Below are 24,610 nucleotides of genomic sequence, written 5' to 3'. Positions count from 1 at the left end.
CTGGTTTACTCCCCGAGTCCAAACTTCTTGTCCAGCCGATTCATTCTCCAGGCATAGAAGAAGATCAGGCCGATAAAGGTGAGAATTGAACCCTGTTGGGCAAACCAGAAGCCCAGGTCCGTACCGCCGATGGGAATGCCAGACAGCAATGGGCGCAGCAAGATGGCGAAGCCATAAGAAACCAGTGCCCAGACAATCAGGCAACCGGTAATCAGACGAACGTTCGCCGACCAGTAAGCAGCAGCGTTGGATTTATCATCTGCCATGGTAATGCTCTCCGCTTGTTCATGATGGGACGTTCCAGGAATTGGCCTGTCTTGCCAGGCGGGACTCGCAGGGAACGCTCGCGATGGGTTAAGCCAGCCTACGTGCGATAACAATGTGGAAGTAGGTTGTTAACCAGTAGCAAGGGTTGGATTTAATCCCGGTTTGCTCGGTTATATTTCCGCTCCCATCACCTCTCTTTTCCTATGTACAGGTGCATTATCGCCATGAGATCGACCTTCAGCATTCGACTTAATAGTGGGCAACAAATGCAAAAATTAAAATCCCATACTTTGGTATTATGAGAAGAAGTTGATTGAGACTGTTTTTATTTAATCTATTTAAATCAATGCGTTATTTGTTATTCATTGAGTTGTTCGTGGCGTGATAAGTCCCTGCGTAGGACGATGGTCTAGGCTTGGCCTTATAAACAATAGTCTAGGTTGTGGGGAGATAGAACAATAGTCTAGCTTTTTGCGAAAAGATGGTATTTCTACTCTTGGTTGGCCATTATAAGATGTAGGGATGTAGTGCTGCTTCTAGTGTCTAATGGTGGTGTGGTGGCATTTATTGCTTGACGCCATGAATCGTTGTGATCAATGGATAAGCATTAGACTTTTGCATTAAGTACTGCCGTTGGATATTTGGCGAGATCGAACGTTGGCTCGGCGTTTTCCGAATTCGATGCCGACATACTAGAGGGAAGCAACATGGTCGATATCGATCTCTCCCAGCCACCCTTCACGCTGCTGGATGACACTGGCCGGGAGCTCGTGCGCGGTGGGGTCGATCTGGCCTATTTCGACAATGGAGAAGTGATCATCGACGCCGGCCAATCCGGTGAGTTCGTCTTTTTCATCCATAAAGGCGAGGTGGCGGAGCTCGACCCGACGCTGCCCAGCGCGCAGGCACATATCGGTCAGTACACCACCGGCGATCTGTTCGGTGCCATCAGCATTCTCAACGGCAAGAGTCGCTACCGATTCAAGGCCGAGCAGGAGAGTCTCTGCTACCTACTACCCAAGGCGCTCTTCGAGCGGCTCTGTGGCGACTATCCTCCCTTCGCCGAGTTCTTTCGCCAGAGCCTGTCGCACAAGGCACGTCTATTGACGGAGCGTCGCGCCGAGGGCGGGGTGACCATGGCGGGCTTCATGCTGGCCCGTATATGCGATTGCATGCGCGAACCACTGATGGTGGGTGTAGACACTACCATTGCCGTGGCGGTCAGCACGCTCAATGCCAGCCGCGCCGACAGCTTACTGATCGGCGATAGTGAGCGTGTCGGCATGATCACCAAGACGGACCTGCTCAATGCCCTGGTGATTGAAGGCCTTGGTCAGGAGAGCCTGGCCATCCAGGCCGCCAATTTCACACTTGTCACTGCTGGGGCCGGCCAATACCTGTTCGAGGCGCTGGTACGCATGACTCGGTACAAGGTGGCGCGGGTGGTCGTCGTCGAGCATGAAAAACCGGTCGGTGTCGTCGAACTGACCGATGTGCTCAGCTACTTCTCCAGCCGCAGTTACGTGGTCAGCCTGCAGGTCGAACAGGCCGACAGCCTGGAGGAGCTGGCCCGAGCCAGTGCGCGCACGCCGGAACTGATCAAGGCGTTGATGGCTCAGGGGGTCAAGCTGCGTTTCGCGATGGGCCTGTTATCGGCGCTCAATGGGCGAATCATGACCAAAGCCTGGGAGTTCACTGTCGATGAGCGATATCGCGACCACAGTTGCCTGATGGTGATGGGCAGTGAGGGGCGCGGCGAGCAGATGCTCAAGACCGACCAGGACAACGGATTGATTCTCGCCGATGACCTGGAGTGGCCCGAGTGCGCCAAGCAGATGAGCGCCTTCACCGACACGCTGATCCGTCTCGGCTACCCTCTGTGCCCCGGTAATATCATGGTTTCCAACCCTGCCTGGATAGATAGCGAGCGGGGCTGGCGCCAGCGCGTGGCGCGCTGGGCCAGCTCGCGTGACGGCGACAGCCTGATGAATCTGGCGATCATGCTCGATGCCCATGGCGTCGCCGGCAATTCTCGGCTGCTCGAACGGGTCCGCGACCCGATCTTTGAGCGCGCCTCGCGAGACGAGCTGCTGCTCTATAACTTCGCCCGCCCGGCGCTGCGCTTCTCCACGCCGCTGACGCTGTTTGGCTCGCTCAAGAAGCCCCAGCACGGCATCGACATCAAGAAGGGAGGCATCTTTCCCATCGTCCATGGTGTGCGCACCCTGGCGCTTGAGCGTGGCATTCGCGCGACCTCTACGCTTGAGCGGCTCGACGCGCTGGCCGCCGAAGGACGTCTGGAGGCGAGTTTCGCCGAGGACCTGGGCGAGGCGCTGGCGCTCTTTACCGAGCTGCGCCTCAGACAGCAGCTCGAGCGTCTCGACGGCAAGCGCAGCGGCGATGATGCCAACCGGGTGGTGGTGCAGCAGCTTTCGTCCCTGGAGCGCGATCTGCTGCGGGAGGCCATGCACATGGTGAAGGATTTCAAGCAGAGCCTTTCCCACCGTTTTCATCTTGAGTACTAGTGCTTGAACAAAACAGAGAGTACCGACAAGTACGGAGCGAGACGATCTATGACCTTCAAGGAGCGAAGCGCATGTTGAGAGTATTAAGGCGTGCTGCCGATAGACGCCGTCAGGCCGATGGCGATTATGGCTGGCTATTCAATCCCTATACCGGTGAGGAGATGGTCGCCATCGCTTGCCAGGCCACTGGCGAGGATAGTCGCACCGCCGAGCTGGTCTCGATTGCTGCCGTCAGGATACGCGGCGAGCGGGTATTGACCAGTGACTCGCTGGATCTGCGCCTGACGCGGCCGGCTAGCCTGAACGGCGATTCGATATGTCTACATGGCCTGCGGGGCATCGATCTGGATGAGGGGGTGAGCGTGAGCGATGCGCTGGCCAAGCTGCTCGATTTCATCGGCAACCGGCCGCTGGTGGGCTGGCGCGTGGAGCATGACGTTGCCATCCTCAACCGTTACCTGCGACCCCGCTACGGTTTCGACCTGCCCAATGCACTAATCGACGTGTCGCAGAGCTGTCGGCGCGAGCAACGCCGCGGGAATCAGGAACTCGATGCCTGCCTGTGCTTCGATACGGCGGCTGCCCGGCTGCAAGTGCCGGTGATGGGGCGCCACTCGGTCCTGGGCGATGCCGTGACCACCGCGTTGATGCATATGCGCTTGCAGAAAGGGATTCGCTAGCACGCCTTTTGTTGAGACAACCTGATCGAAAGCTATTTGAGGGAGTGGTAGAATTGGTCTTCATTCCCGTCAGTTTCGCTGTGATCATGACAGAGTCTCCCGTGTCCCATCGCTTGCCCGATACCGCCGTGGCGGATAACGCTCAGACGCTGGCTGCCAGGCAGAAGCGTGAGTTCAACAAGCTTCAGAAGCGTCTGCGTCGCCAGGTCGGCAATGCGATCATCGACTACGCGATGATCCAGGAGGGCGACAGGGTGATGGTATGCCTCTCCGGTGGCAAGGACTCCTACACCATGCTGGAGATTCTCATGAATCTTCAGCGCAGTGCGCCGGTGGACTTCTCGCTGGTGGCGGTCAACCTAGATCAGAAGCAGCCCGGTTTCCCCGAGCATGTGCTGCCTGAGTATCTCGACTCGATCGGCGTCGACTACCACATCCTCGAGCGGGACACTTATTCTGTGGTCAAGGAGAAAACTCCGGAGGGCAAGACCACCTGCGCGCTCTGCTCACGGCTGCGTCGCGGCTCGCTCTATGGCTTCGCCGAAGAGATCGGCGCGACCAAGGTGGCACTGGGCCACCACCGCGAGGACATCCTCGAGACGCTGTTTCTCAACATGTTCTTCGGCGGCAAGCTCAAGGCAATGCCGCCCAAGCTGCTCTCCGACGATGGCAAGAACATCGTGATTCGTCCGCTGGCCTACTGCAGGGAGGCGGATATCGCCGAGTTCGCCAGGCAGATGGCGTTTCCGATCATCCCCTGCAACCTGTGCGGCTCGCAACCCAATCTGCAGCGACAGGTGGTCAAGGAGATGCTCGCCGAGTGGGAGGTCAAGCACCCCGGGCGACTGGAGACGATGTTCAAGGCGGTCACCAACGTCGCCCCCTCCCAGCTCGCCGACCGTGAACTGTTCGATTTCGCGGGGCTCGAAGCCAAGCAGGCGCGCCTGCGTGACAACCGTATCGAGGCGTTGGACCTGGCGCGTCAGGCGTAGCGCCGGGCGCCACAGCGAAAAGGCCAGGCCCGCAGGGGGCCTGGCCTTTTCGTTGCCAGCACATGGTATCGTCAGGAGCCGCTATGCCCCTCGGCCAGTGCCGCCAGTGCATCCAGGTCGAGGATGTTGACCTCGCGTCCCGAGACCGACACCAGCCCCTGCTGCTGGAAGCGCCCCAGGATACGGCTGACGGTCTCCACCGCCAGCCCCAGGTAGTTGCCGATATCGGCCCGCGACATGGAGAGGCGGAAGCTGTAAGGCGAGTAGCCACGGCGACGGAAGCGGGTCGAGAGGCTGGTGAAGAAGCTCGCCAGACGCTCGTCTGCGGTCTTGCTCGACAGCAGGCGCATCATGCGGCGATCGTCGCGCATCTCGCGGCTCATGCTGCGGTAGAGCTGGCCACGCAGCTCGGGCAGCTGCTCGGAGAGCGTGTCCAGCCGATCGAAGGGGATCTCGCAGACGGTGGTCGTCTCGAGCGCCGTCACCGTGCCAGGATAGAACTCTTCGTCTATGGCATCCAGTCCCACCAGCTCGCTTGGCAGGTAAAAATTGGTCAACTGGTCATTGCCGTTGCCGTCGCTGGTCAACTGCTTGAGGCTGCCTGAGCGCACGGCGAACACGCTGTTGAAGGAGGTGCCCTGATAGAACAGCGCCTCGCCTTTCTTCAATGGCGTGCGGCGGCGAATGATCGCATCGAACTGATCGACATCGTCGAGTTCGAGGGCCAGAGGAAGACATAGCGAGCTCAGGCTGCAGGTCTGGCAACGGGTTTCATTGAGACGCGCGCAACGCTGCGCGGGAGCCGTGGGAGACATGTCGTCCTCCTGATACTGTCTCGATTGTGTTGGTAACCTCTAGCAACATTATTAATGTGGGTTAACAACAGGGTATAGGCCAAAGAGTGACGGGCGCGATGCGAAGCGTCAATGGCTTTGATGCATGTTGCCTATCGGCAGCAGGTGCCAGAGCTGCCAAAGCGCGAATGCGATGATCAACGTTGCGGCGATAGCACGCGTGGCCGGATGACGAATCAAGTTGCCAAGCGTGCGTGCGGCGAGCCCGGTGGCTACCAGAGCGGGCAGTGTTCCTAGCCCGAAAGCGGCCATCAGCAGCGCGCCGCGCAGGGGATCGGCCATTGCCAGACTCCAGGCCAGCATCGAGTAGACCAAACCGCAGGGGAGCCAGCCCCAGACGGCCCCCAGGGCCATTGCCTGGGGCACCCGCACTACCGGCATCAACTTGCGCCCCAGCGGCTCCACATGGCGCCACAGCCGGCGTCCGAGCGCCTCGACGCGCAGCAGTCCCTTCCACCAGTTGGCGATATAGAGCGCCATCATGATCAGCATTACCGCGGCAAGCACCTGCAACGCCAGGCGGATCTCGCCGGCAAGGCCGCCCAGTAGCGTCCCCAGGCCTGCGACCAGCGCCCCGGCCAGCATGTAACTGCCGATACGTCCCAGGTTGTAGCCCAGCAGCAACCCTGTGAGCCGAGCCGGATGTCGCATGCTGGGGGGGACGGCAAACGTCAGGGCACTCATGATGCCGCCGCACATGCCGATGCAGTGGGCGCCGCCAAGCAGGCCGAAGACGAAGGCCGCCACGAAGGGCGGCAGATCGAGACCGGTGGGATTCATCAGGCCTTCGGGGACTCATCATTGCCGGTCTTGTCGCGGCGAGCCCTGGCCCGGCGCTCGCGCTCTTCGGGGGTGAAGTCGTTTTCATCCTCGTCGAACAAGATGCGATGCGCGGGGCCTTCGAGATCCTCGAACTGATCGTTCCTCACCGCCCAGAAGAAGGCCCAGATGGCCAGCGCCAGCAGAATCAGGGTCAGGGGAATCAGCAGATAGAGAATCGTCATGCGGGCTCCGTTTGCATGATGACGGGGCGTGGCGTGGTGCGAATGCGCCCCAGTCGCAGGGCGTTACCGACCACGACCAGAGAGCTGGCTGACATGCCGATCGCCGCCACCCAGGGGGGCACGATGCCGATTGCTGCCAAGGGCAGGGCGGAGAAGTTATAGCACACCGACCAGATCAGGTTCTGGCGAATGATACGCCGTGTGGCTCGGGTGATCTCGATCGCTTCGACGATACGCTCCAGGCGCGGACTCAGCAACACGGCATCGGCGCTGGTGCGGGCCAGATCGGTGGCGCCATTCATGGCGATCGAGACATTGGCGCCGGCCAGTACCGGCACATCGTTGATGCCATCGCCGATCATCACTACGGTTTCGCCGGCGGCCTGTAGCGCTTCGATATGGGCAAGCTTGCCTTCGGGGCTGGCGCCAGCGTGCCAATCATCGATACCCAGCTTGTGGGACAGTGCCGAGACGGTGGAAGCGTTGTCGCCCGAGAGCAGGCTGACCTTGAGTCCGGCGGCCTGAAGTGCCGAGACGGTGGACGCGGCATCTTCGCGCAGATGATCGTGCAGGGCGAACCAGGCCAGCGGCTCATCGTCCTCTGAGAGCAGTAGCCACTGGCCCTCCCCGGGTGCCTCGCAGGCCTTGTCGGGGGCAGCGAAAACAGGCTTGCCCAGGCGATAGCGTCGCCCCGCGATATCGCCCTCCAGGCCAAGGCCCGGGCGGCTGACCACGTCGCTTGCACGCACCGTGGCCAGCCGGTAGGGGCGGAAGGCGCGAGCGATGGGGTGTTCGGAGTGCGCCTCCAGGGCGGCAGCCAGGGTGCGCATGCGCTCGGCATCGCCCTCGTCTGCGCTGCCGATCGGGCGTGTCTCCACCAGCTGCATCTCGCCGCGGGTCAGGGTGCCGGTCTTGTCGAAGATGATCCGGGTTGCCTGGGAGAGTCCCTCGATGGCATGTGCCCGGGTGATCAGCACGCCGCGCCGGCGCAGCTGTCCGTGCCCGGCGGTCAGCGCGGTAGGCGTGGCCAGTGCCAAGGCGCAGGGGCACGTCACCACCAGGACCGAGAGCGTCACCCACAGCACCCGTGAGGGATCGATGAACCACCAGGCGATCGATACGCAGGCGGTCACTAGAAGCAGGCGCAGGACGAACAGGTGCGACATGCGCGCGGCCATCTCGGCGATCTTGGGTCGGCTGGCGAAGGCGCGATCGGTCAGGTCGACGATGCTCGCCACTCGCGCCTCACGCCCCGCCCGGGTGACGCGCACGATCAGCGGGCTCTCGACGTTCTGGCTGCCGCCTGTGACGCTGTCACCGACGCGCCGCGTCACTGGCAGGTACTCGCCGGTGAGCATCGATTCGTCGAGGCTCGATTCGCCATCCTCGATCACCCCGTCGGCAGGCACGCCGTGGCCAGGCTTGACCAGTACCCGATCGCCGGCGGTGAGCTGGCTTGCCGGCAGGATACGCTCCTCGCCCGCATCGGTGAGCCGAATCGCCGACAGCGGCAGGGCACCGGACATGGCATTGCCGCTATGGCCGCTGCGCCGCCTGGCGCGGGTCTCGACATAGCGGCCGAACAGCAGGAAGCAGGTGAACATCGCCACCGAGTCGAAGTAGACCTCGCCGACATCGAAGATTACCGCATAGCCACTGGCGAGATACGCCCCACCGATGGCGATCGACACCGGCACGTCCATGCCCAGCACACCGGTACGCAGATCGCGCAGTGCATTGCGAAAGAAGGGTAGCGCGGAGAAGAACACCACTGGCGTGGCCAGAGCGAAGGAGAGCCAGTGGAACAGGGCGTAGAAGTCGGCGCTGATCTGCCCAGGTCCGGCGACATAGATCGGCACCGAGAACATCATCACCTGCATCATGCCCACGGCGGCAACGATCAGTCGCCGTACGTTCATGCGCTCTTCGTGCTGAAGACGATTCTGTGCCTCATCGGGTTCGTAGGGCTGGGCGCTATAACCGATCGCCGCCATCTCGGCAAGGATCTGAGAGAGCTTCACGCGTGCGGGATCCCAGGCCACCCTCACCCGGTGATGGGTGAGGTTGACGGCACTGGAGGTGATACCGTCGAGGGCATTGAGCCGGTGCTCGATCAGCCAGGCGCAGGCCGCGCAGGTGATGCCATCCACCGCCAGCGTGGCAGCCACCTGACCGGCGTCGCCTTCGGGGTGCACGAACTCCCGCTGCAGACCAGGATCGTCGAACACCGCCCAGGTATCGGCACGACTGCTCTGACGATCGTCAGGCCGCTCGGGCAGTTCGGTGCGGAAGCGGTAATAGCTGGCCAGGCCGCCACCCACGATGGCGTGCGCCACTGCCTCGCAGCCGGGGCAGCACAAGGGATAGGCCTGCTCGTCGAGCGTAATGCTCCACGGTGCGCCCTGTGGCACCTGGCTTCCGCAGTGATAGCAGGCGCCAAGCTGGTCGAGGGCCGTGGGGTTAGCGGCGGCATTCATCGCTGGCGTCAGGCTCCGCCCGGCGTGAGCTCGATGGTAGTCTCTCTGGGGAAGCGCGCTTCCCCGGTAAGACGCCACTCGGGCGTCTCACCGCTTGGCTGCAGCTGCAGATACCAGCGGTACTGGAGGCGCTCCGTCGTCTGGCCTACATAGCGGCCATCACGCACGTGCTCGAGGGTGAACTCCTGATCGCGATCGTCCTGGGTCGGGAAGATCAGCTTGAGCAGGAGCTGGTCGGGGCGCGCATCACCGCTCAGGTCGAGGATGATGTCTCCGGTGGCGCTATCGACCATCAGCTCGCCGGCGAGTTCAAGCTCTGCGGCACGCTGCTGCTTGGCCAGTACCACGTTGATGGCACGTCCGTGCTCGTAGTAATCCTCCTGCACCATACCGTCGGCGGTGCGGATCGCCACGAACAGCATGGTGGTGCTTACGGTGATGGAGGTCATCAGCAGGCCAAGCAGAAACCATGGCCAGAACTGTTTGTACCATGGGGGAATCGAAGTGGAAGTGCTCAAGGCTATCTCCTGATCTGTCCGATAAAGCGCGTTTCACGTTGTTGGGTGATCCGCTCGTCATCCAGGGATTCGAGGCTTATCTGAATCGGATGGCTGGGCAGATCGATGTCATCGGGGGCGAGGGTCAGTTCGATGACTGCCATGCGGGTGCTGCCGGCACTCACGCTGACTCGGCCATTGCCTTCGAGGGTGAGTCCGGTCAGCCCTTCGGCCCGAATTAGGTAGGTATGGTCGCTATCGTCGAGATTGCGAATGTTGAGTGTATAAACGTTGCTGATGCGCCCGTCCCGGGTCATCTGGTAGAGCTGGTTGCGGTCGCGTTCGAGATCGAACTCCAGCGGCACCCGCTCGCCAAGGGTCCAGACGAAAAGGCCGATCATCACCAGCAGCGCGGCCAGATAGCCGAGCAGGCGAGGGCGCAGAATATGCGTCTTGCCTCCCGTCAGGGCGCGCTCGGTGGTGTAGCGAATCAGTCCGCGCGGATAGCTCATGCGATCCATCACGCTGTTGCAGGCATCGATGCACGCCGCACAACTGATGCATTCGTACTGCAGTCCCTTACGGATGTCGATGCCGGTGGGGCAGACCTGGACGCAGAGGTCGCAGTCGATGCAGTCGCCATGGCCGGCGGCGCGCGCCTCTTCATGAGACAGGCCCTTCTTGCGCGACCCGCGTGGTTCGCCACGTGCCTCGTCGTAGGAGACGATCAGGCTGTCGCGGTCGAACATCACCGACTGGAAGCGCGCATAGGGGCACATGTAGATGCACACCTGCTCGCGCAGCCAGCCAGCGTTGAGGTAGGTGAAGACCAGGAAGAACCCGACCCAGAAATAGGCCCAGCCATTCGCGTTCAGCGTGGGCAGCTCGACCAACAGCTCGCGAATCGGCGTGAAGTAGCCGACGAAGGTCAGTCCGGTGGCGAAGGCGATGGCAAGCCACACTGCATGCTTGGCCGTCTTGCGCCACGCCTTGTCGAAGGTCATCGGCTGTCTGTCGAGCTTGATGCGGCGGTGGCGGGGTCCTTCCAGACGCTGCTCCACCCACAGGAACAGGAAGGTCCAGACGCTCTGCGGGCAGGTATAGCCACACCATACCCGGCCGGCGAAGACGGTGATCAGAAACAGCCCGAAGGCGCAGATGATCAGCAGCCACGACAGCAGGATGAACTCCTGGGGATAGAAGGTGCCCCCCAGGATATGGAACTCCCGCGAGGGCAGGTCGAACCACACCGCCGGGCGATTACCCCAGTTGATCCAAGGGGTAACGAAGAACAGTGCCATCAATGCCCAGTTGGAGACGCGGCGGACGCGCTGAAAAAAGCCTTTTATCTCACGCACATAGATATGCTGCCGCTTGGCATACATCTCCTGGCTCACGGCCTGGGGGATATGTTGGCCAACGTCATGATGGGTGATATCACGGCTGGGAATCCTATCAGACATGGCGATTCCGTGTTAGGCGGTATGAGGGCGAAGCGAAGGGGGGAGATGACGCTGATTATTATAAGGATGTAAGAGAAGGAAAAGGGCAGGTGCGACCCCAGGCCGCACCTGCCGAAGCGTCAGTCGTTGAAGCGCAGGCTATAGACGTAGGCGGCGACCAGGTGCACCCGGTCCTCACCGATATAGGCTGCCTGGGCGGGCATATGACCGTTGCGGCCATTGCGCAGCGTCTGGCGAACCGAGTCGGCTACGCTCTGCCCCGGCGCTTGATAGAGCCAGATGTCATTGGTCAGGTTGGGCGCGCCCAGTGCCTGGTTGCCTTGCCCTTCCGCACCATGACAGGCGGCACACGAGGCGGCGAAGATTGTCTGCCCCTGGCTTGCCCGCTCCTCGTCATGCTCGAGGTCGGAGAGCGCCAGGACATGCTGGGTCACGTTCTCGATATTGTTCTGGCCCAGTTGCTGCCAGGAGGGCATCAAGCCGTTACGTCCACGCACCAGCGTGGTGACGATGTGTTCCGGCTCCCCGCCATACAGCCAGTCGTCATTGGTCAGGTTGGGAAAGCCGTAGCCACCCTGGGCATTGGAGCCATGGCAGACTGCGCAGTTGTTCTGATAGATACGCTCGGCCACGCGCATCGCCTCGCCGTCGCGTGCAAGCTCGGGAATCGGAATTTCACCATAGTTGGCAAAGATCGGTGCATAGCGCTGCTCGGCCTGGGCGACTTCCTCCTCCCATTGGCCGACCTGGGTCCAGCCCAACACGCCACGGTAGTTGCCAAGCCCCGGATAGAGCGCCAGATAGCCCAACGCGAAGAAGATGGTGCCGACGAAGAGCATGAACCACCAGCGTGGCAGCGGGTTGTCGTACTCCTCGATACCGTCGGCGGCATGGCCGGTGGTCTCGACGTTGCCATCAGGGTCGGGGATCTTATCGGTGCGGCGATTGGCGAACAGGATCCAGGCGCTGAAGGCAATGGTGCCCAGCGTGATGACGATGATCCAGGCGCTCCAGAAGCTGGAGAGGGCGTCACCCCAAAGGTTGTTCATGTGTTCCTGTCTCCCTTGTCTTGGCGGGAATCTGTCGGGCGAGTGTCAGGCTCGCCTTTCTGGGCACGGTTGTTATGGGGCAGCAGCTCGTCATCTTCAGCGAAGGGCAGATTGGCAGCCTCCTCGAAATCCGTCTTACGACGCCTGGAGTAGGCCCACCAGGTGATCCCGAGAAAGGAGACCAGCACCAGGAATGCGATGATGCCGCGAAACGTTCCGGTATCCATGATCAGCGAGTACCCTCCAACACCGTGCCCAACTGCTGCAGATAGGCGATCAGCGCGGTGATCTCCTGCTGGCCACGTACCTGGCTGGTGGCATTGGTGATGTCCTCATCGGTGTAGGGGACCCCTAGACGTCGTAGTGCTTCCATCTTGCGCGGCGTGGTTTCGCCATCGAGAGTGTTGCTGAACAGCCATGGATAGGCCGGCATGATCGACTCCGGTACCACATCGCGCGGGTTGTACATGTGTGCACGGTGCCAGTCGTCACTGTAGCGGCCGCCGACCCGAGCGAGGTCGGGCCCGGTACGCTTGGAGCCCCACAGGAAGTTGTGGTCATAGACGAACTCGCCCGCCACGCTGTAGTGACCATAGCGCTCGGTCTCGGCGCGGAACGGACGGATCATCTGCGAATGGCACCCCACGCAGCCCTCACGGATGTAGATGTCGCGTCCCTCGAGCTCCAGCGCCGAGTAGGGCTGCAGGCCATCCACCGGCTCCGTGGTATCCTCCTGGAAGAACAGCGGCACGATCTCGGCCAGCCCGCCGAAGCTGATCACCACCAGAATCAGCACTGCGAGAAGGCCTACGTTCTTTTCGACGATTTCATGTTTCATTGCTAACGGCTTCCCTGGTTGCTCAGGCGGTCTGCGGCAGCGGCTGTTCGGCGGCAGCGCTACGCTTGATGGTCATGTAGGTATTGAGTGCCATCAGCATCATGCCGGTGATCCAGAACAGGCCGCCGATCCAGCGCACGACATAACCGGGGCTGCTGGCCTCGACAGACTCGATGAAGGTGTACATCAGCGTGCCGTCGGCATTCACGGCGCGCCACATCAGGCCCTGCATGATGCCGTTGACCCACATCGCGGCGATGTACAGTACGGTGCCGATGGTGGCGAGCCAGAAGTGCACGGCGACCAGCTTGACCGAGTACATCTCGCTCTGACCATAGAGGCGCGGGATCAGGTGGTAGATGGAACCGATGGTGATCATCGCGACCCAGCCCAGGGCGCCGGCATGCACGTGGCCGATGGTCCAGTCGGTATAGTGGGAGAGCGCGTTGACCGTCTTGATCGCCATCATCGGACCTTCGAAGGTCGACATGCCATAGAACGAAAGGGCAACGACCAAGAAGCGCAGGGTCGGATCGGTGCGCAGCTTATGCCAGGCGCCGGAAAGGGTCATCATGCCGTTGATCATGCCGCCCCAGGAGGGAGCCAGCAGGATGATCGACATCACCATGCCCAGCGACTGCGCCCAGTCCGGCAGCGCGGTGTAGTGCAGGTGGTGCGGGCCGGCCCACATGTAGATGATGATCAGCGCCCAGAAGTGCACAATGGAGAGGCGGTAGGAGTAGATCGGGCGCTCGGCCTGCTTGGGCACGAAGTAGTACATCATGCCGAGGAAGCCCGCGGTCAGGAAGAAACCTACCGCATTGTGGCCATACCACCACTGCACCATGGCGTCGATGGCGCCGGCATAGATCGAGTAGGACTTCATCGCGGTGACCGGAATCGCCAGGTTGTTGACGATGTGCAGCACCGCGACGGTCAGGATGAACGCCGCGAAGAACCAGTTGGCCACGTAGATGTGCGGCGTCTTGCGAATCTTGATGGTACCGAGGAACACGGCGGCATAACTCACCCACACCACGGCGATCAGGATGCTGATCGGCCACTCAAGCTCGGCGTACTCCTTGGAGGTGGTATAGCCCAGCGGCAGTGAGATGACCGCGGCGACGATCACCGCCTGCCAGCCCCAGAACGTAAAGGCGGCAAGCTTGTCCGATATCAGGCGCGTCTGACAGGTCCGTTGCACGACATAGTAGGAGGTGGCGAACAGCGCCGAGCCACCGAAGGCGAAGATCACCGCATTGGTGTGCAGCGGGCGCAAGCGTCCGAAGCTCGTCCACGGCAATCCAAGATTCAGTTCGGGCCAGATCAACTGGGCAGCCAGAATGACACCGAGGGTCATGCCCACGATGCCCCAGACCACCGTCATGATCGCGAACTGCCGAACTACTTTGTAGTTGTAGGTCGGGTGTTCAAATGCTGTGCTCATGTCAGGTTCCCATCGAACGCGAGGTGGGGGAGGAGTAGTGCCGGGCGCCAGTTTGCCCGGGCGCGACCGCACGTATGATGATGCAGATCAAGTTATCGGGCGGGGATTCTAGCGCAGCCCGACCCTAAGCTGAATATGTCTAACGTGTTCCCTGGTCATTAGCAGGAGAAAAGTGTGTCGAAGTCGCAAGGTAAAATGCATGACGAGATGGCAGTCGAAAGGGTGGCGGAGGCCCTGCTCGAAGGGCGCTCCGGGCATCTGCCGATCGCCGGCCTGGGGGCGCTCGAGGTATGCGGCGACGCCCATCATGGGCGGGTGCTGATGGCGCATGGCGCGGGGGCTGGTCAGGATTCCGACTTCATGCGGCAGCTGCGTGAAAAGGTCGCCGCGCAGGGCATTCAGGTGCTCGCCTTCGAGTTCGACTATATGCGTCGAATGCAGGCAGAAGGGCGGCGTAGGCCCCCTCCTCGCATTGATCGACTGGTCGATGAAATGGCGCTCTGGTGTGACATCGTGTCACACCCGCAACTGCCGGCCCCTTGGCTTGGCGGCAAGTCCATGGGTGGGCGTGCCGCTAGCTTGTTGGCGGCACGCGATGGCGCCGAGGGTCTGATCCTTTGCAGCTATCCGTTTCATCCGCCTGGACAGCCCGAGAAGACGCGCCTTTCGCACTGGCCGCTATTGAGCTGTCCGATGCTGGTGCTTCAGGGAAGCCGCGATCCGTTCGGCACTCGTGAGGAGGCGGAGGGTTACCCTATGCCCGCCCATGCTCGCTTTCACTTTCTGGCCGATGGTGAGCATGACTGGAAGCCACGCAAGGTATCCGGGCGAACCCAGGCATCGCTGATCGACGAAGCGGCCGGAGCCATTGCGCAGATCATGCGATCCACCTGCTAAAATGGAACATGGGTCGAGATGCAAGTCAATGAAAGGCTGTAGGAAAAGCAAATTGCACCGTCATGTTTCAGGCTGACAAAAAGCGTTGACATTGCCCGTCGCCTCTGTAGAATGCAGCGCCACGTGACCACGGGTGGTTAGCTCAGTTGGGAGAGCACCAGCCTTACAAGCTGGGGGTCACTGGTTCGAACCCAGTACCACCCACCATCGCGTGCCGATGATGAGTGTTCACGTAACGGAAATGATGCGGACCGGTAGTTCAGTTGGTTAGAATGCCGGCCTGTCACGCCGGAGGTCGCGGGTTCGAGACCACCCGGTTGCCGGGCTGGAACTCCTCAGCGACGAAGCGGAACGGGCCGGAGCCGATCTGCTCGGGAATCATCTCGCCGTCGGGGATCGAGGCGAGCCTTTCGGGCATCATGAAGGCGGGCACCGCAGAGGGCTTGGCCAATAGGTCGATGACGCCATTGAAAGGCGAGGCAAATTCCAGGACGAAACTCTCCTCATCGAGGACCTCGAGACGGTTTATACGAGCCATCAACAGCTGGCCACCTGCATCGTACTGTGCCCAGCGCCGCAGCGAGGCGACACAATCGGCGGCGGTCACCGACTCGCCATCGTGCCAGGTGAGCCCGTCGCGCAGGGTAAATGTATACGTCAGGCCATCGTCAGATATTGCCCAATCGGCCATCTGCGGCTGCGGCTCCAGGGCTTCGTTCACGCCGAGCAGGGTATCGAAGACCATGTAGCCGTGGTTACGCACGATGGTGGCGCTGCTGGCGACAGGATCGAGAATGCGCAGCGCCGAGTGCATCACGGCATTTACCGTGGTCTGCGCGGAGGCGGCGGTAGTTGCAAGGGCCAGGCTGCCAGCCAGGCCGAGGATGGCGATGGAACGCGGCAAGTCGCGCGCCTTACGCAATACGGTAGACATGAGCATCTTCACGATTCCTGATTGTCGTTGTTGGAAGCGGAGTGCGGCACATCCCGGAGAAGGCAATCAACGTTCGGTGCCTCAGCCAGGAACGGCGCCATGGAAAGCATCTTAGTAACGGAGAAAGCATTGTCGTTAGATTAATCTTTAGAACAAGGCATTGCCTTTTCGGCAATAGATAGAGAACCAAGAACAAGAGAGTCCCGATGAATGAACGCCTACTGCAGGATACAGCCCTGCGCTACTTCCTTGAGGTGGTACGCAGCGGATCCATCAACAAGGCATCCGTGAAGCTGCATGTCGCGCCATCGGCCATCAGCCGTCAAATTGCGCGACTCGAAACGGAGCTGAAGACTCAACTATTCGAGCGACGCGCCTCGGGCATGCAGCTGACCGCCTCCGGGGAGCTGCTGGCCGCGCATGCCCGGCGCGTGCGTCTGGAAGCCTCGAAGATCATGGGTGAAATCATGGCGCTGGAGGGAGTGCACCGCGGCACGGTGCATCTAGCCAGCGTCGAGGGCCTGGCAACGGACTTCCTACCCTATGTAATCAGTCGCTTTCGGCAACGCTATGCCGGCATTCATTTCGACCTATGGGTATGTCCCGCCGCCGAGGTCACCCAACGCGTACGTGAAGGGAATGCTGATATCGGCCTGACGCTAAGCATGACCCCACAGCGAGACATCAAGGTCGAAAAACGCTTGAAGGCACCGATCAACGCAATCGTCAGTACAAGACACCCGCTCGCCACCAAGGAGAAGATCTCGCTTGTGCAGTTAACTTCCTACCCGCTGGCCCTGCCCTATGCCGACTCATCCATACGCACCCTGTTTGACGTCAGCTGCAGTCGCCAAGGCCTGGTACTGGAGCCGGTACTGTTCAGCAATTACATGAACGCCCTGGTCAACTTCGCGCTCAACGATGGTGGCGTGGCCCTGTTCGGCGAACTCTCCGTTCGCCACCGGCTCGACCATGAAAACCTGGTGGTGATTCCAATCAAGGACAGGGAGCTCAGCTCCCGCTATATCGAAATCCAGACATTGGCGGACCGCCTTTTACCCAAAAGCGTGGCGACCTTTCTAGGCGATGTCTGTCAGATGATGTCCTAGCCCACCGAGCTAATGGTCCGATTTCGGCGAGTTTCTCTGGCATGGCGCGATAGACTGGCATCATGCAAATTCATTGGGGATGATGCCATGCTGGACGCCGAGCTATGCCGCCAGGCACGTCTGGCGCGGGATGCCCGTTTCGACGGGCGCTTCTTCACCGCCGTGAAGAGCACCGGCATCTACTGCCGGCCGATCTGTCCGGCCACGCCGCCGCTTGAACGCAACGTCGTCTATTTCCCCAGTGCCGTGGCCGCCGCCCGGGCGGGCTTTCGTCCCTGCCTGCGCTGTCGGCCGGATAGCGCGCCGGACTCCCCCGCCTGGCTCGGCAGCCAGATCACTCTCGAGCGTGCGCTCAGGCTGATCGACGAGGGCGCCTTGCGCAAGGGCTCGCTCAGCCAGCTTTGCACCCGGCTTGGCATTGGCGAGCGCTATCTGCGTAAACTGTTCCAGCAGCGCTTCGGCGTATCGCCCAAGACCTATGCGCTCTACCGCCAGTGCCTGTTCGCCAAGCAGCTGCTGCATCAAAGCTCACTGCCGGTCACCGAGGTGGCCTACGCAAGCGGCTTCGGCAGCCTCAGGCGCTTCAACGCCGCCTTCAAGACCCATGTCGGACTGACCCCGCGCGAGGTGAGACGTATCGATACGCATGCTTCCCGACCCATCTCCCAGGCGCTCGAGCTGCACCTGGCCTATCGCTCCCCCTTTGCCTGGGAGACACTGCGCGACTTCTTCGCGCGCCGTCATCTGGCGGGACTGGAGTGGGTGGGCGACGACCACTATGGCCGCTGCTTCATCTGGCAGGGCGTGCATGGCCGCTTCACCGCGCGCCATGAGCCCGAGCATCACCGCTTCGCCGTGCAACTCGAGCTCGACGATATCGGGGCACTCTCGCCGGTGGTGCGCCAGATCCGCCGCATGCTCGACCTCGATGCCGATACCGCCGTCATCGAGGCGCACCTTGCCCAGGCGATACCCGGCCTTGCATTGATAGAGGGGCTACGCCTGCCCAACGTGTGGAGCCTGTTCGAGGCCGGCGTGCGTGCCATTCTCGGCCAGCAGGTCTCGGTCACCGCCGCCCACCGGCTGGCCACCACCCTGGTCGAGCGGCTGGGCGATGCCGCCCCCGAAGGCCGGCGCCACTTCCCCACACCCGAGCAGGTCGCGGCAAGCGACCTGCTCTTCCTCGGCATGCCCGGTGCACGGCGCGAGACGCTCAAGCGCTTCGCGCAGTGGTACGCCAATGCCGAACACCCCCACGACACCGAGGCCTGGACTACCCTCAAGGGGATCGGGCCGTGGACGGCGAACTACGCCGCCATGCGCGGCGGCGGGCATCCCGATATCTGGCTGGGGGGCGATCTCGGCATCAAGAAGGCGCTGGCCTCGCTCGGCGACGCCGATCCGGCCGCCGCCGCGCCTTGGCGCAGCTATCTCACCCTGCAGCTCTGGTCTCGACCACTGGGTTGATGACCATGGGAGCGATGACCATTGGGCTGACCGAGGAGACTTCCCATGACGACTACCTTTCAACAGCTGACCGGCCCCTATCTCGATTTCTTCCGGCCTCCCAGCCAATCGCCTATCGGCCTGATTCGCCTTCGGGCCAACCAGCAGGGAGTGACCGAAATCGCCTTTCTCGACAGCGATGCCGAGGATGAAATCCCCCATCCCAATGCGCTGACGCAACAGGGCATGGAGCAGCTGGCGGAGTACTTCGAGGGGCGGCGCCAGTCGTTCGCGCTGCCATTGGCGCCCGTCGGCACCCCGTTCCAACGGTGCGTCTGGGAGCAGCTGAGCCGGATTCCCTACGGCACGACATGCAGCTATACCGAGATCGCCACGCGCATCGGCCGGCTCAAGGCGCAGCGCGCCGTGGGTGCCGCCAATGGGCGCAATCCGCTGGCGATCGTGGTGCCCTGCCACCGGGTGATCGGCGGCAACGGCCGGCTGACCGGCTATGCCGGCGGGCTGCCACGCAAGGAGTGGTTGTTGCGTCACGAGCAGGCGCACCGGGAGTTCGCGCTTATAGCGGCAGATGCATGACCGCCCCGCGCAAGCCGCGATCATCGACCCATAACTTGCCAAGCGTAATCGGTAATTTAAAGCGACGCTTGCCAGCGGCACCGGGATTGAACAGCAGCCTGCCCTCTCGCCATTCGTTGCGCGGCTTGTGGGAGTGGCCATGAAGCACGGCATCGCAAGGCGTATCCGGATCGAAATCAGCAAGGATATGCACTAGGTGCAGCCGCCAGCCATTGACCACGAGATCCTGACGCATCGGCATGCGCTCGGCCCAGGCCGGGGTGTCGATATTGCCGCGCACGGTGTAGAGCGGCGCCAGCTCTGCCAGCCGCTCGAGAATCCTATCGTCTTCCTCCCGGCTCCCCACGTCGCCCAGATGCAGCAGCAAGCCGCACCCGTCCAACAGCGCCAGCGCATCGTCGCGCAGCAGGCCGTGGGTGTCGGCAATCACGCCGATAGGTGTATCGAGCCTGATGTCATTGAACATGGCGCCGCTCATGGTCGAAGGCGTGCAAAGAGCTTCTGCACATAGAGATTGATGAGGCGCTCATTGCCATAGACCTCGGTCAGACAGCGTTCGGTCTTCCATAGGTGCTCGGCCAGGCGCCGCTGGGCCTCCTCCGCCCCGAGCGGCCCCTCGGCGACCGGCCCGGGCGCCGCAGCGACGATGGCGGCCATTGCGATGGCCGTCTCGAACAACACACCGGTTTTCAGATCGTTGCTGGCCATCACGGCATCGACCGAGCGCGGCTGGACCCCCTCATGCAGATCCAGGTACTGCCCCTTGGCCAAGCCTTGCATCCCCACGCACTCCGACAAGCGAACCACCAGCTGGGTACGCTGGTCGGGCGGCAGCGCCTCGATGGTGGCGATCAGCCCAAACGCCCGACTCAGAAGCGCCACGGCGGCGAGCATCGCCACGTCCTCGCCAAACTGGCGATGCGTGGTTGGCTGGCCGCGCCGCAGGCTCGCGTTGTCCATGCATGGCATGTCGTCGAGAATCAGCGATGCGGTGTGGACCATTTCCACCGCACAACCTAGATCAAGCAGTGCCGGGGACTCGCTGCCAAGCCCCTGGCCAGCTAGGATCAGTAGAGTGGGGCGAACACGCTTGCCCGATGAAAGCACACTGGTACGCATCGCCTGCGCCAGCGACTCTCCATTGGCTACCTCGGGCAGCAGCTGCGAGAGTCGTCGATCGATCCTGTCGCGGATCTCGGCGAACTCAGCACGGCTCGGCTCCTCGGCAAGTAGGTGTGTCGACGATAGGCTCATCCGATGAACTCCCCTTTCTCCACCCTGGCTTGTACATAGTGACGTCCAGTGTGGCTCATTCCTTGACGCCTGGTGCGATTGAATTACATTATTGTACAGGTGTTGCACAAATTTATGCCTTACTGGCAACCATAGCAGTTTGCGCAAAAAACCCCCTGCCCCGGAGAGGCACATGGACGACAGTGAGCTGATTGACCGCAAGAACGACCATCTGGATATCGTGCTGGATGCGCGACGCGCCCCGGCACCGGCGGACAACGGCTTCTGGCGCTACCAGTTCAGCCATTGCGCCCTGCCGCAGCTCAACCTTGACGATATCGACCTTGGCACCTCACTTTTTGGCCGCTTCCTGCGTGCGCCACTGCTGATCAGCTCCATGACCGGTGGTGCCGAGCGGGCACTCACCATCAACCGCCACCTCGCCGAAGCGGCCGAAGCCTTGGGTATCGCCCTCGCTGTGGGCTCACAACGGGTGGCCCTGCAATCCGGCATCGACCATGGCTTGACTCGCGAGCTGCGCAGCCTCGCGCCCAGCGTGCCGCTGATGGGCAATATCGGCGCCTCGCAGCTGCTCGAGCCACAAGGGATCGACTGGGCACGTCGCGCCGTCGAGATGATCGAGGCCGACGCCTTGATCGTGCATCTCAATCCGCTTCAGGAGGCCGTTCAGGTGGGCGGCGACCGCGACTGGCGCGGCATACTCGAAGCGATCGAAAGGCTGGTGACGGCGCTCGAGGTGCCGGTGGTGATCAAGGAGGTAGGGGCGGGTATCTCGGCCCCGGTCGCCCGCACGCTGGTGGAGGCCGGCGTATCGGTCATCGATGTGGCCGGCGCAGGCGGTACCAGCTGGGCCTCGGTAGAGGCGGAGCGCGCCACGCATCCGGTCGACAGGCAGGTGGCCATGGCCTTTGCCGGCTGGGGCATCCCCACCGCCGACGCCATTCAGGCGGTGCGCCATGCCCTGCCCAGCACCCCGTTGATCGCCTCGGGGGGCATTCGTGATGGCGTGGAAGCCGCCAAGGCGATACGCCTGGGGGCCAATCTGATCGGGCAGGCGGCGGCGGTACTCAAGAGTGCCACCCTCTCCAGCGAGGCGGTGATCGAGCACTTCGAGGTGGTGATACGCCAGCTGCGTATTGCCTGTTTCTGTACCGGTAGCGCCGATCTGCAGGCATTGCGTCAAACGCCGCTGACCCATCGGGACAACGCGAGCCCGAGTGGCTGACATGAGCCGGATCGCGGTGATCGCGCCACTCTATCCCAGTCACTTCCGCACCCTGCGCCTGGCAACCAACCCCGGTGGCCCGCTGGGCTTGCGTCGTGTGATCGACGATATGGGTCGCACCACCGACATGCTGTGCCGGGAAGTGCCCGCCATGCTCGATGCGCTGCACATCGACGTACTGATCTGCGGCCACGGCGCACCATGAACGAGCCACTGGTCAAGCACGCCGCCGCAACGATACAGGCCGGCTCGAAAAGCTTCGCCACCGCCGCGCGCCTGTTCGATGCAAGAACCCGGCGCAGCGCGATAATGCTCTATGCCTGGTGCCGCCACTGCGACGACGTGATCGATAGCCAGCAGCTGGGGTTCGCCCATGCGCAGCAAGCGCCTGACAGTGCGGCCAGGCAGCTGGCCGACCCGCGCCACCGGCCAGCGCTGGCCGGTGTAGCGGCACGCCTGATCGAGACCGCCGAGCCCTATTACCGCTCCGCCCTTGGTGGGTTGCCAGCCCTGCCGCTGCGCTCGGCCTGGGCGATCGCCACGGCCCATGGGGTCTATCGCGAGATCGGCATGAAGGTGAAGGCGCAAGGCGCGAGGGCCTGGGAGCACCGTGTATCGACGAGCAAGGGAGAGAAACTTCGGCTACTCGCCCAAGGCACACGACTTGCACTCAGCTCTCGCGGCGAGAAATCCGATCCGCGTCCGGCCTATCTCTGGCAGCGGCCTCTTTAGTCAGCGGTCCGCCATGTTGCTCACGCAGTTGTCGCTTGAGGGTGGCTACAGGAGGAGAGAACAGAAAGCCGAACGACACACAGCCCTCGCGGCCATGCACCACATGGTGCATCAAGTGGGCCTGATAGAGCCGCTTGAGGTACCCCTTGCGTGGCACGTAGCGAAACGGCCAACGCTGGTGCACCAGGCCATCGTGAGCGATGAAGTAAAGCGCGCCGTAGGCCGTCATGCCGGCACCGATCCACTGCAGCGGATACCATCCCGCAGTGCCAAGCGCGATCAGGACGATGGCCACACCGGCGAACACCACCGCGTAGATATCGTTCTTCTCGAACCAGCCACGTCGCTCGGGCGAGTCGTGCGGCTCATGATGCGAGCGGTGCCAAGCCCGCCACCTGCGCCGGGGGCAGCAGCGCGAGCGAGGCTTTCATTTCACGCACCTCCTCGCCGGGAGGCCGACCGAAGAAGCGCTTGAACTCGCGGCTGAACTGCGAAGGACTCTCATAGCCCACCCTGGCGGCGGCCGCTGCTGCGGGCAGGCTATCCCGGATCATCATCAGCCGGGCCTGATGCAGCCGCGTCGACTTGATGTACTGAAGCGGTGAGGTCTGCGTCACCGCCTTGAAGTGGACATGAAAGACCGCGGTACTCATGCCGACTTCACTGGCCAGACGCCCCACCTCCAGGGATTCGGCATAATCCGCGTGGATACGATGTAGCGCCTTGGCGATCCTGCCGAATTGCCCTTGATGAGCCAGAGCGGCGCGTACGCTTCCTCCCTGCTCGCCGACCAGTATGCGGTAACAGATCTCCCGCACGATCCCCGGCGCCAGCACCTGCGCCTCCATGGGCGAGGCCAACGTCTCGAGCAGTCTCAGCGTTGCATCTGCCATGGGCGCACCAAGCGGTGTGGAGAGTATGCCCCGCGGCGGCGCCGTCGAACGCGCATCCGACTGATCCAGCATGAACACAAGTTCCGCCACCACGGCCATGTCCAGGCGAATCGAAATGGCCAGCATCGGCTCCTCGGGGCTTGCCTCGGTTTCCGAGGTAAACGGAAGCGGCACCGACAGCACGAGGTAGTGCAAGGCATCGTAGAGATACACCTCATCGCCCAAGTAGCCCCGCTTTCGCCCCTGGCACACGATCACGATGCTTGGCTCATACAGCACCGGCGTATGCCTCAACGAGCGGTTCGAACGCATGAAGCGCACCCCTTCCAGCAGTGACTGGGTATAGCCTTCGTGCGGTGCGAGCCGAGACAGCCGCTCGACCATTCGCTCATGGGGAGGGGAGAAAGGTCGTATCGTCATGGCGAGCCCCTTCGCACTGTCTGTGCGCTTCATGTTTAGGCAACAATATTTGATACAAAACCGATTAAATAAAAGCCATCAATAGAAACAGGCAAGACTTCAAGAGGAATGGCGCTATTGCCCCTGCTCCCTCGCCTCTAGGCTGGTTCCAACGACGCTTTCGATCCACATCGTATGGGACTGCCGTCCGAGCACAACGAGCACGTCGTCATGAATCACCGATTGGAGTCCATACCATGAGCAAAGTCATTCTACTCACCGGCGCTAGCAGCGGCATTGGCGAAGCCACCGCCCGCCTGCTGGCAAGTCACGGCCATCGACTGGTCATCGGCGCTCGCCGCACCGACCGGCTGGAAGCCCTGACGCAGACCATTCGCGCCGCAGGCGGCAGCGTGGAGTACCGCGCGCTGGACGTCACCCAGCGAGAAAGCGTGCAGGCCTTCGCCGATGCGACGCTGGAGATCCATGGCCGCATCGACGTCATCATCAACAATGCCGGCGTCATGCCGCTCTCCCCCCTGGCCTCGCTGAAGGTCGATGAGTGGGATCGCATGATTGACGTCAATATCCGCGGCGTGCTGCACGGCATCGCCGCCGTGCTGCCCACCATGCACGCCCAGGGCAGCGGGCAGATCATCAACATCTCCTCCATCGGCGGCCTCTATGTGGTACCCAGCGGCGCCGTCTACTGTGCGACCAAGTACGCGGTGCGCGCCATTTCCGATGGACTGCGCCAGGAGAACGACACGCTTCGCGTCACCTGCGTCTACCCCGGCGTAGTGGAGTCGGAGCTGGCCGATACCATTACCGATGCCACGGCCGCCGAAGCGATGGCGAGCTACCGCCAGATCGCGCTCAAGCCCGAGGCCATTGCCGAGGCCATCGCCCACGTCATCAATCAGCCCGACGACGTGGATACCAGCGAGATCGTGGTTCGCCCCACCGCCAGCGCATGAGCCCAGCCGGTGGCCAAGCAGATCCGAGCGCTCATCGCGCTCGGTGCCAATTCG

The 24,610-nt window shown here is 62.1% G+C and carries 27 protein-coding genes and 1 tRNA gene; 12 read left to right on the top strand and 16 right to left on the bottom strand.

Features of this window, described 5'->3' with window-relative positions:
• Nucleotides 1–5: 5 nt before the first annotated feature.
• Nucleotides 6–266 carry a DUF4212 domain-containing protein gene (locus HJD22_RS08050; RefSeq protein WP_208656537.1) on the bottom strand — a complete coding sequence of 87 codons (261 nt, stop codon included), beginning with the start codon at nucleotides 264–266 and terminating at the stop codon, nucleotides 6–8.
• A gap of 708 nt (nucleotides 267–974) precedes the next feature.
• Between HJD22_RS08050 and HJD22_RS08045 the strand changes: the two genes are divergently transcribed.
• The 3 genes from HJD22_RS08045 to ttcA all read left to right on the top strand — a co-directional run bounded on the left by HJD22_RS08045 (nucleotide 975) and on the right by ttcA (nucleotide 4,464).
• Nucleotides 975–2,792: a putative nucleotidyltransferase substrate binding domain-containing protein gene (locus HJD22_RS08045; protein ID WP_208656538.1), complete on the top strand. Its 1,818-nt coding sequence runs from the start codon at nucleotides 975–977 to the stop codon at nucleotides 2,790–2,792.
• Between the two features lie 71 nt (nucleotides 2,793–2,863).
• A complete protein-coding gene (locus HJD22_RS08040; protein ID WP_208656539.1) occupies nucleotides 2,864–3,472 on the top strand; it encodes a 3'-5' exonuclease in 609 nt (202 codons plus the stop codon).
• 101 nt (nucleotides 3,473–3,573) lie between these two features.
• Entirely contained in the window at nucleotides 3,574–4,464 is an 891-nt protein-coding gene (ttcA, locus tag HJD22_RS08035) for a tRNA 2-thiocytidine(32) synthetase TtcA (RefSeq protein ID WP_248730167.1), read from the top strand.
• Between the two features lie 71 nt (nucleotides 4,465–4,535).
• On the opposite strand, the gene fnr is transcribed toward ttcA, so the two are convergent.
• From fnr to ccoN, 10 genes are all read right to left on the bottom strand, one after another.
• Nucleotides 4,536–5,279, bottom strand: a complete 744-nt coding sequence (gene fnr, locus HJD22_RS08030; RefSeq protein ID WP_208656540.1) for a fumarate/nitrate reduction transcriptional regulator Fnr — start codon at nucleotides 5,277–5,279, stop codon at nucleotides 4,536–4,538.
• A 108-nt stretch (nucleotides 5,280–5,387) separates the two neighbouring features.
• The gene (locus HJD22_RS08025; RefSeq protein WP_208656541.1) at nucleotides 5,388–6,098 is read right to left on the bottom strand and encodes a sulfite exporter TauE/SafE family protein; all 711 of its coding nucleotides are present in this window, start codon (nucleotides 6,096–6,098) and stop codon (nucleotides 5,388–5,390) included.
• Nucleotides 6,098–6,322, bottom strand: a complete 225-nt coding sequence (gene ccoS, locus HJD22_RS08020) for a cbb3-type cytochrome oxidase assembly protein CcoS (RefSeq protein WP_208656542.1) — start codon at nucleotides 6,320–6,322, stop codon at nucleotides 6,098–6,100. The genes HJD22_RS08025 and ccoS overlap by 1 nt, the downstream gene beginning before the upstream one ends.
• Nucleotides 6,319–8,799: a heavy metal translocating P-type ATPase gene (locus HJD22_RS08015; protein ID WP_208656543.1), complete on the bottom strand. Its 2,481-nt coding sequence runs from the start codon at nucleotides 8,797–8,799 to the stop codon at nucleotides 6,319–6,321. The genes ccoS and HJD22_RS08015 overlap by 4 nt, the downstream gene beginning before the upstream one ends.
• Nucleotides 8,800–8,807: 8 nt before the next feature.
• Nucleotides 8,808–9,317 carry a FixH family protein gene (locus tag HJD22_RS08010; RefSeq protein ID WP_248730166.1) on the bottom strand — a complete coding sequence of 170 codons (510 nt, stop codon included), beginning with the start codon at nucleotides 9,315–9,317 and terminating at the stop codon, nucleotides 8,808–8,810.
• A 2-nt stretch (nucleotides 9,318–9,319) separates the two neighbouring features.
• Nucleotides 9,320–10,759 carry a cytochrome c oxidase accessory protein CcoG gene (gene ccoG / locus HJD22_RS08005; RefSeq protein ID WP_248730165.1) on the bottom strand — a complete coding sequence of 480 codons (1,440 nt, stop codon included), beginning with the start codon at nucleotides 10,757–10,759 and terminating at the stop codon, nucleotides 9,320–9,322.
• 119 nt (nucleotides 10,760–10,878) lie between these two features.
• Nucleotides 10,879–11,808 carry a cytochrome-c oxidase, cbb3-type subunit III gene (gene ccoP / locus HJD22_RS08000; protein WP_208656544.1) on the bottom strand — a complete coding sequence of 310 codons (930 nt, stop codon included), beginning with the start codon at nucleotides 11,806–11,808 and terminating at the stop codon, nucleotides 10,879–10,881.
• Complete coding sequence (locus HJD22_RS07995; protein ID WP_208656545.1) at nucleotides 11,805–12,035, bottom strand: cbb3-type cytochrome c oxidase subunit 3; 231 nt, start codon at nucleotides 12,033–12,035, stop codon at nucleotides 11,805–11,807. The genes ccoP and HJD22_RS07995 overlap by 4 nt, the downstream gene beginning before the upstream one ends.
• A gap of 2 nt (nucleotides 12,036–12,037) precedes the next feature.
• Nucleotides 12,038–12,646, bottom strand: coding sequence for a cytochrome-c oxidase, cbb3-type subunit II (gene ccoO / locus HJD22_RS07990; protein WP_208656546.1), 609 nt, complete (start codon nucleotides 12,644–12,646; stop codon nucleotides 12,038–12,040).
• Between the two features lie 22 nt (nucleotides 12,647–12,668).
• Nucleotides 12,669–14,093 (bottom strand): cytochrome-c oxidase, cbb3-type subunit I, encoded by a 1,425-nt coding sequence (gene ccoN, locus HJD22_RS07985; protein ID WP_208656547.1) that lies wholly within the window; start codon nucleotides 14,091–14,093, stop codon nucleotides 12,669–12,671.
• Between the two features lie 174 nt (nucleotides 14,094–14,267).
• Between ccoN and HJD22_RS07980 the strand changes: the two genes are divergently transcribed.
• Nucleotides 14,268–14,990 (top strand): alpha/beta family hydrolase, encoded by a 723-nt coding sequence (locus tag HJD22_RS07980; protein WP_248730164.1) that lies wholly within the window; start codon nucleotides 14,268–14,270, stop codon nucleotides 14,988–14,990.
• Between the two features lie 131 nt (nucleotides 14,991–15,121).
• Nucleotides 15,122–15,197, top strand: a tRNA-Val gene (locus HJD22_RS07975).
• A gap of 76 nt (nucleotides 15,198–15,273) precedes the next feature.
• On the opposite strand, the gene HJD22_RS07970 is transcribed toward HJD22_RS07975, so the two are convergent.
• Nucleotides 15,274–15,930: an ABC transporter substrate-binding protein gene (locus HJD22_RS07970; RefSeq protein ID WP_217267825.1), complete on the bottom strand. Its 657-nt coding sequence runs from the start codon at nucleotides 15,928–15,930 to the stop codon at nucleotides 15,274–15,276.
• 200 nt (nucleotides 15,931–16,130) lie between these two features.
• On the opposite strand from HJD22_RS07970, the gene HJD22_RS07965 reads away from it, so the two are divergent.
• The 3 genes from HJD22_RS07965 to HJD22_RS07955 all read left to right on the top strand — a co-directional run bounded on the left by HJD22_RS07965 (nucleotide 16,131) and on the right by HJD22_RS07955 (nucleotide 19,076).
• On the top strand, nucleotides 16,131–17,033 hold the full coding sequence (locus tag HJD22_RS07965) for a LysR family transcriptional regulator (RefSeq protein ID WP_208656095.1): 903 nt from the start codon (nucleotides 16,131–16,133) through the stop codon (nucleotides 17,031–17,033).
• Between the two features lie 87 nt (nucleotides 17,034–17,120).
• Nucleotides 17,121–18,500, top strand: a complete 1,380-nt coding sequence (locus HJD22_RS07960; RefSeq protein ID WP_208656094.1) for an AlkA N-terminal domain-containing protein — start codon at nucleotides 17,121–17,123, stop codon at nucleotides 18,498–18,500.
• 45 nt (nucleotides 18,501–18,545) lie between these two features.
• Nucleotides 18,546–19,076, top strand: a complete 531-nt coding sequence (locus tag HJD22_RS07955) for a methylated-DNA--[protein]-cysteine S-methyltransferase (protein ID WP_208656093.1) — start codon at nucleotides 18,546–18,548, stop codon at nucleotides 19,074–19,076.
• Here the strand turns inward: HJD22_RS07955 and HJD22_RS07950 are convergent.
• Nucleotides 19,057–19,542 (bottom strand): metallophosphoesterase, encoded by a 486-nt coding sequence (locus tag HJD22_RS07950; protein WP_208656092.1) that lies wholly within the window; start codon nucleotides 19,540–19,542, stop codon nucleotides 19,057–19,059. The genes HJD22_RS07955 and HJD22_RS07950 overlap by 20 nt on opposite strands.
• Before the next feature lie 8 nt (nucleotides 19,543–19,550).
• Nucleotides 19,551–20,330: a polyprenyl synthetase family protein gene (locus tag HJD22_RS07945; protein ID WP_208656091.1), complete on the bottom strand. Its 780-nt coding sequence runs from the start codon at nucleotides 20,328–20,330 to the stop codon at nucleotides 19,551–19,553.
• Nucleotides 20,331–20,502: 172 nt separating this feature from the next.
• Between HJD22_RS07945 and fni the strand changes: the two genes are divergently transcribed.
• Genes fni through HJD22_RS07930 form a run of 3 tightly spaced genes read left to right on the top strand, consistent with a single transcriptional unit; the run spans nucleotide 20,503 to nucleotide 22,287 of the window.
• The gene (gene fni / locus HJD22_RS07940) at nucleotides 20,503–21,555 is read left to right on the top strand and encodes a type 2 isopentenyl-diphosphate Delta-isomerase (protein ID WP_208656090.1); all 1,053 of its coding nucleotides are present in this window, start codon (nucleotides 20,503–20,505) and stop codon (nucleotides 21,553–21,555) included.
• 1 nt (nucleotide 21,556) lies between these two features.
• The gene (locus HJD22_RS07935; RefSeq protein ID WP_208656089.1) at nucleotides 21,557–21,760 is read left to right on the top strand and encodes a hypothetical protein; all 204 of its coding nucleotides are present in this window, start codon (nucleotides 21,557–21,559) and stop codon (nucleotides 21,758–21,760) included.
• The gene (locus tag HJD22_RS07930) at nucleotides 21,757–22,287 is read left to right on the top strand and encodes a squalene/phytoene synthase family protein (protein WP_208656088.1); all 531 of its coding nucleotides are present in this window, start codon (nucleotides 21,757–21,759) and stop codon (nucleotides 22,285–22,287) included. The genes HJD22_RS07935 and HJD22_RS07930 overlap by 4 nt, the downstream gene beginning before the upstream one ends.
• On the opposite strand, the gene HJD22_RS07925 is transcribed toward HJD22_RS07930, so the two are convergent.
• The gene (locus HJD22_RS07925) at nucleotides 22,226–22,597 is read right to left on the bottom strand and encodes a hypothetical protein (RefSeq protein ID WP_248730162.1); all 372 of its coding nucleotides are present in this window, start codon (nucleotides 22,595–22,597) and stop codon (nucleotides 22,226–22,228) included. The two genes, HJD22_RS07930 and HJD22_RS07925, sit on opposite strands and share 62 nt — an antisense overlap.
• Nucleotides 22,598–22,652: 55 nt before the next feature.
• On the bottom strand, nucleotides 22,653–23,600 hold the full coding sequence (locus HJD22_RS07920) for an AraC family transcriptional regulator (RefSeq protein WP_248730161.1): 948 nt from the start codon (nucleotides 23,598–23,600) through the stop codon (nucleotides 22,653–22,655).
• Nucleotides 23,601–23,836: 236 nt separating this feature from the next.
• Here HJD22_RS07920 and HJD22_RS07915 point away from each other — a divergent pair, with 236 nt between their 5' ends.
• Nucleotides 23,837–24,556 (top strand): SDR family oxidoreductase, encoded by a 720-nt coding sequence (locus HJD22_RS07915; RefSeq protein ID WP_208656087.1) that lies wholly within the window; start codon nucleotides 23,837–23,839, stop codon nucleotides 24,554–24,556.
• Nucleotides 24,557–24,610 lie beyond the last annotated feature (54 nt).

Source organism: Halomonas sp. TA22, from assembly GCF_013009075.1.
GTDB lineage: Bacteria > Pseudomonadota > Gammaproteobacteria > Pseudomonadales > Halomonadaceae > TA22.
This window is presented reverse-complemented; position numbering and strand designations above follow the sequence as displayed.